Origin of the sequence: Hallerella porci (assembly GCF_003148885.1) — a bacterium.
Taxonomy (GTDB): domain Bacteria; phylum Fibrobacterota; class Fibrobacteria; order Fibrobacterales; family Fibrobacteraceae; genus Hallerella; species Hallerella porci.
This window is the reverse complement of the sequence record NZ_QGHD01000030.1, coordinates 26,343-33,165: the sequence shown is the minus strand read 5'-3', so window position 1 is coordinate 33,165 and position 6,823 is coordinate 26,343. Positions and strand designations below refer to the sequence as shown.

Annotated in this window: 4 protein-coding genes; all 4 read right to left on the bottom strand. The window is 38.9% G+C overall.

Features of this window, described 5'->3' with window-relative positions; all coding sequences use genetic code 11:
- Positions 1-162 precede the first annotated feature (162 nt).
- The 4 genes from B0H50_RS11145 to B0H50_RS11130 all read right to left on the bottom strand — a co-directional run bounded on the left by B0H50_RS11145 (position 163) and on the right by B0H50_RS11130 (position 6,464).
- Positions 163-1,782 carry a M26 family metallopeptidase gene (locus B0H50_RS11145; RefSeq protein WP_146193748.1) on the bottom strand — a complete coding sequence of 540 codons (1,620 nt, stop codon included), beginning with the start codon at positions 1,780-1,782 and terminating at the stop codon, positions 163-165.
- A gap of 239 nt (positions 1,783-2,021) precedes the next feature.
- The gene (locus B0H50_RS11140; RefSeq protein WP_146129222.1) at positions 2,022-2,393 is read right to left on the bottom strand and encodes a hypothetical protein; all 372 of its coding nucleotides are present in this window, start codon (positions 2,391-2,393) and stop codon (positions 2,022-2,024) included.
- Positions 2,394-2,518: 125 nt separating this feature from the next.
- Complete coding sequence (locus B0H50_RS11135) at positions 2,519-4,813, bottom strand: GGDEF domain-containing protein (protein WP_158256529.1); 2,295 nt, start codon at positions 4,811-4,813, stop codon at positions 2,519-2,521.
- Between the two features lie 22 nt (positions 4,814-4,835).
- Entirely contained in the window at positions 4,836-6,464 is a 1,629-nt protein-coding gene (locus B0H50_RS11130) for an HD domain-containing phosphohydrolase (protein WP_158275917.1), read from the bottom strand.
- Between the last annotated feature and the right edge of the window lie 359 nt (positions 6,465-6,823).

The following is a 6,823-nucleotide window of genomic DNA, read 5'->3' as shown; positions in this document are numbered from 1 at the left end:
ATGCTCCGTCTTTGCCAAAAATTGGCTTTCCTGTTTTGAACTGAGATGCTGCTTTTTTGATCATCTCTTTATATTCTTCGTGTGTCATCATAGTTCCTCAATTTACATCATTTTTCAAATGATGCTTGGTGGTGAATGACACAGTTTTATGGATAGAGTCTGTTAGTTTTGTTCCCAAGTTAAAATCGGAAAACGTTCATTTGAATCGTATGCGAAACTTTCGCCTAAAAGTTCTGCGAAATTTTTTGACTTCATTTCTTTTTCAGACTTTGGAGTTGCAACGCCTCCGCCATCATTTTTACCAAAAGCTTCTTGATTACTTTGTTCTAAATAATAGTAATCTGCAATCGTTGAATTGTAATTGTTCCCAATCATTAACCCAACTAAAGAATCACCTTCGACTTTCCCTGTGGTGTATGCAGCACTAGAAACGCTTTCGCTTTGGCTTGCAAAAATGCCACCGACATAAGTTGAGCCCGAAATGTTTCCGATATTGTATAATGCTTCAGAAGTGGAATTTCCGACTGCTCCGATAACGCCCGCAACGCCGTATTCTCCGACAACATCTGCGGTATTGCTGAGCGAAGAAAATTCACCGCTACATAAAACGCCGATCACACCGCCGACATAATTTTTGCCTTCAATTGAGGCTGTATTTTTTGCATTTGAAATTTTTCCGCAAGTAGAATATTGTGAACAGTAATAAGATGGCATCCTAGAATTATGATAAGACGATAAATTTCCACCACAAGAGCCTGCAATGCCTCCGACAAAATCGGTTCCCGTAATTTTATTTGCATTCTTTAAATTCTGCAAATTATTTTTTGAATTGGAACCAATTGCTCCCGCAATGCCACCCACAAATCCGTAGCCTTGAATGTCAGCAAAATTTTCAGCTCGGTTTATCGTAACATAATTTGCACAGCCAACAATCCCGCCTACATTGAGGTTTCCAACAATCATTCCACGATTTTTTACATTTTTTAAAGTTGAATTTTCAAATGAACCGTGATAATAAGTTTCTCCGACAACGCCGCCAACGCATTTTTCTTGACTTGTCACGCTCGATTCATTTGTCACATTTTCAATGATTCCTGTATTGTAACCGACAACACCGGCTGTATTTTCACCGCCTTCAACCCAAGAATTTTTGAGCGTTAAATTTTTGATGGTTCCTTTGGAATTTCCAAACAAGCCGTTATATTTACTTGTGGTGCTTATAAACATGGCACGAATCGAATGATTTGCTCCATCAAAACTTCCACTGAATGTGATTTTTGAATTTCCCACCGACGTCCATTTGTGAAGCTGTGCCGTGTCCGCTTGAAGTGCGCCATTTTCGTCAATGATTTCGCCTTCGTTTAATACAATGTCTGCGCCGAGCTTAAAATATTTTCCGTCGTATTTTTTATCGCTTGCGTTTGTAACAAATGAAAAATAAGCGAGTTGTTCTGCGGTTAAAATCACATAAGGATTTTTCGCTGTTCCATTTCCGCATGCAAAATTTTTTGCCGTGGTGCCATCCCAAGCTTTTCCCGAATCGCCGATGCAATTTTCCGCATCGATAACACTGCTGCTAGAATTTTCTTTAGAACTCGAACTTTCCCTTTTGCTCTCGGAGCTTTTTGTGCTAGAACTGCTTTCTCCATTCAACTTTTCCGAACTGGAACTTTCAACAGCCAAATCGTCAGAAGTCGATCTCGAAGCAGTTTGAGAACATCCCACCCAGAAAGCAGCCGTAAAAATGATACCAAAAAATGCAACTGAATTAAAAATTTTCATTCCCAAAATTTCCTTTCCATTTAATTCAAAAATAAATATTTCCTTTTGCAAAACGCAAAACGCAGTCTAAAACTTTATTCGTAAAATGCAGACAAATTGAAATAGCGCGGGAAAATCCCGCGCTATTTGCTGCCCTCTCGCCCGAAATGATATCGGGAAACTTTTTCGATAGAAGAAACGCTTTCTTCACACTTTACAAATATACAACTGCGATTTGACAACATTTGTCACAAATAAAATTAACACGCTTTTGCTAAATTCATCCATTCACGTCTTGTCGCATTTTGCTTCTCTTTATGTTTTGTAATCTGGGAAAATTTTTTGTTCACCCGATTTTCTACATAAAAAATGGTGAGCAATGTATTTTCTTCGATGACAAAGCAAATGTCGCGATGCATTTTGTCCACTTTTTTCTTGATACGCGGATCTAATTGTTGATAATCCCGCGCATTCATATCCTTTCTGCCGTGAAATATATAATGACCACGCGTCACTTTTTTGCAAAACGCCAATCCTAAATTCGCCAAATCCGATGGAATTAAACGTTCTGCCGCGCGTTGCATTGCATGCTGAGTCCAAACCACTACCGAATTCATCTGCGTGTTCATCATATACATCTCCTTTGTTGATGCTATAAATATAGAAACACCTTTTGACAAACAATGTCAATTACCGAATGCTCCGCAAAATGAAAGAGCGCGCCAAAGGCGCGCATTCTTTCGTCAATTTTCAACACTTATTGTTTTAAGAATTTTTCTTCAAAGTCGCCGACAGAAATTGGCTTTGCAAAATAATAACCTTGGAAATAATCGCTGCCCGCTTGCGTTAAAAATTCAACTTGATCCAAAGTTTCAACGCCTTCGGTAATCACCGTCATTTTCAAAACCTTTGCCAAATTGACAGTCGATTTCAAAATATCTTTAGCGCGCAAAGCATCGACTTCTTTGATATTGCGCAAAAATCCCATATCCAATTTCAGCACATTGGCGTGAATCGATTTGAGCATATTGAGCGAAGAATAGCCGCTGCCAAAGTCATCGATTTCAATGTCAAATCCGAAATTTTGCAGTTTATCAATCAGCAAAAGTTGCTTTTCCAAATCCAACATCATCGAACTTTCTGTAATTTCCAACTTTAATTTTTGCGGAGAAATTCCATATTTGCGCACAAGATTCGTAAATGTGGCGAATAAATCCAAATGCTGAAAATCTTTCGTCGAAATATTCACCGAAATATGCAAATCGTCGCGGCCTTCTTTTTTCCATTCCGCTAATTTTTTCGCCGCTTCTTCCCAAATAAATAAATCCAATTTATGAATCAATCCTGATTTTTCAAAAACACTGATGAATTCATACGGCGGGATAAGTCCGCTTTCAGGATGAATCCAACGCACAAGCGCTTCGGCGCCGCAGACATTTCCGTTCGGCGTCACTTGCGCTTGCAAATACATTTTAAATTGCCGCTTAGAAAGTGCCACTTCAAATTCACTCGTGTAACGTTTTTCGCGGAGCGCCGTCACCAAGAATTTTTTATCATAGAACGAAATTTTTTTATTGTAATCTTCTTTGATGAGCGAAATTGCCATGTGCGCGCGATCGCACATCGTCGAAGCGGATTCTTCGCAGCCCTTCGTTTCGTAAATTCCCGTGTGCACTAGAATCTGATAATCTTTTTCGGCAAGGAGTTTAGAAATGGTCCCAATCGCATTCAAATATTTTAAACGATTAAATTCATCTTTTTTCAAATAGAACGCAAAACGGTCGCTCTGAAGCCTTGCGCAAACTGCACTTTTCGGCATAATTTCTGCAAAAATTTCCGACATTCTCCGCAGCACATCGTTTCCGGTGATGCGATCAAAAAGATCGTTCAAAAGTTTAAAATCTTTAATATCGGTGCAGACAATGTAATATTCGTCATCGCGATGACGCCGATGATTTTTGTCTACGATTTCAATGAAACGGCGACGATTATAAAATCCGGTGATTTCGTCGTGAGTTAAACGATAGCAATCGTCAAGCGCTTTTTTCATAAAGGCGGTTTTATCTTGATACAAGAAATAACAGCCGATATCATTTCCATGTTCGTCTTTTAATTTGCGGAACGAAACATCGAAATAGCGTTTTCCCAAAGGCGTGACAACTTCTTTTTCAAAAGATTTTTCGATTTGCTTATTCAAGGAAACGCCGAATAAATCCGTTTTACAAATTTCTTCGTAGTCGTTTAATTTCATTTTTTCGCCGTAAATTTTTTTCATCGCATCGTTTGCGTAAATGCATTTTTCTTCGGCGTCGAAGCAAACTGTTCCAATATCGGTTTCGAGCATAATCTGCGTCAACGTTTTTTCGACGACAGATTTTGTCACATAACAAAGTGCATAATAGATGATTAAAATCATCGAAAGCATATAAGCAAAGAGCGGATAATCGTAAAGATGTTCGCTGCGATACGATGCAATCACTTCGAGAAGAATGCTCGACGAAATTAAAACGAGAGTCGTCATATATTTCATACGAGTATGCTGCGATGCGATTACCACACGATGAATTAAACTCAAGAAAATAAACAGCGAAAGAATTGTGATGTAAATAAAATGGAAAATGTAATAGCCAGGTTTTACATTGATAAATTCCCAAAAAGACATTCCCGATATAGATTGCGTCCATTCACCGATGACGATGTGCCCGAAGAATGGATTGAGCAAAAGCGAAACGCTATTGATAATTGAAACGACAAAAGTAATTCGACGAACGTATTTATAATCTTCGGATTTTTTCGTATAACGTTCAAAGAAAAGCAGCACATAAAAAAGCATCCACTGCGTTGCGATATAATGCACGCTCCGCGAGAACACCGCCGCAAAATGATTCGGAATAAATGTCGAAAGGACGCTCGAAATTACGACGAGATTGATGAACAAAACCACATTCCACAGCGTTTTCAGCACAACGGATTTCCGTTTGACAACGCCAAACGCCATCCAATTCATGACGCCGAGAAAAATCAAAATACCTACAAAGTAAACTGTTAACATAACGCAAACTCCATTCGCCAACTCAACTTTTCCAAATCGTTGAAATTTCCCGCACGAAAGCATCTACAATGCACGGTTCAAAATCAGCACCTCGCAGCACTTGAATTTTTTGAACCGCTTCTTCTTGGGTCATTGTTTTTGCAAACTGCGGATTGGCAATTAAATAATCAAAACTATCGGCGATTGCCGCAATGCGCGCACTCAACGGAATTTCTTCGCCCTTCATGCCGAAGTAGCCGTTACCATTCCAACGCTCGTGATGATATTTCGCAATTTCTTTGGCGATGCGGACAAAATTTTCATCTTCCAATCCCGCTAAATTTTCTTCCAAAAGTCTGGCGCCGATTTGCGTGTGCGTTTTGAAAATTTCCACTTCGGCATCCGTTAATGCAGATGACTTTTTCAAAATCGAATCCGAGATTGCGATTTTTCCAATATCGTGCAGCGGCATTGCATTTTTCAAATTCGCAATATATTCGTCCGTGAGAATTTCTGCGTAATCGCCATGCGCTTTCAAACTTTTCGCGATGACTTCGACGCATTCACTCGTATTTTTAACATGATCTTGCGGGCAAACATCTCGCACTGCAGCGACATTCGCAAAAGCCATAATCACCGAACGCTGCAAATCTTTGATTTCTTTGGTGCGGTTTCGCACTTCCACTTCTAAGCGATGTTGATATGTCTGCGTTTCCGTTACATTGCGCAAGACGATGACATTTCCGCGTTCCATTCCTTTTTTCACAATCGGATAAATGATTACGCGTAAAATTTTATTTGACGGCAAACTAAAAGTTTGATTGCTCAGCGATTTCAATTTTTTGATAATGTCATCGGGTCCGAAGCGTTCAAAAATTTCGGGATAAAGTTTCATCGCCATTTTATTTTTTAAGACGACTTGATCGCGTTTATCCAAAACGACAAATCCGCTCGGATGTTCATCGAAGGCGGCGTCTTTGCTCAAGGCGACCACATCAAAAATGCTGTACTTGGCAAAGAATAATAACAAGCAAAGGGAGCTTACTAAAGAAGCCGCATACGAAATATCAAAATCGCCGAGAATTCCGCTCATCGACACCGATTTGCAAAGAATTCCCACCAAAGGAATGAAACAAATCAATAAAAGTTTGTCTTTTTCCCAAGAACTTTTCACATGGCGAAATGCGCGCACCAAAACTCCCGCCGTAAAAAGAATTCCCCCGATTGTTAAAACCGAAAAACTGTGATAAAAAATTCCGGGCGTCGTTTTGAGCTTTGAAACTACCCCACTCGTGTCCAGCGCATAACTTGTATAATAGAGATAATGATAATTACAAGTCACCGCCATCAGAATAATTATCACCGAATAAAGAAACAGCGAAATTTTAATTCCTTGCGGGATTTTCACTTTGCAAATTTTTGCGACAAAAAATGCGGGCAAAAGAATAGCTGCAGGCTTTCCCAAGTAACTAATTTTTTTCCCGATTAACGCCACATCGACAGTGGTCGCAGTCATTTCAATTAAATAGCCGACAAAGACCATGAAAGTGCACGCAATAAACGCCGACATATAATTCTGATTAGAAGACGGCGCATGCAATTTTGCATACACCAATTCACCCGCTAAAATTGCGATTCCGAGACACTGAATTCCAACCAAAATAGAGTGCATTTCCGCTTCCTTAAACATCCAAAAATTGAGAAAGCCCAAAACGATGCTTTCTACTATAAAAATACAATCAATTCGCTTTTTTTCATTCCAAAAAATTTTTTCTTTACACGTTTTTTCTTGAAGATTTATGCAGAAAAACTTTCCGTTTTCAAACAGAAGAGAAGAATTTGAAAAATGCAAATTTTCTATTTTAACGCAAGAAGCCATTGTCTTTCCATTCAGAAACGGTTTCTTATCTAAAATAGTATAAAATCGTTTTTTTTTTCGAAAATTCGTTTATTTTTAACTTACGACTTAATTTAATTCATTTATTTTGATTCCACGAAAAAAAGCACGGTTTTTCCGTGCTTTTTGGTGCT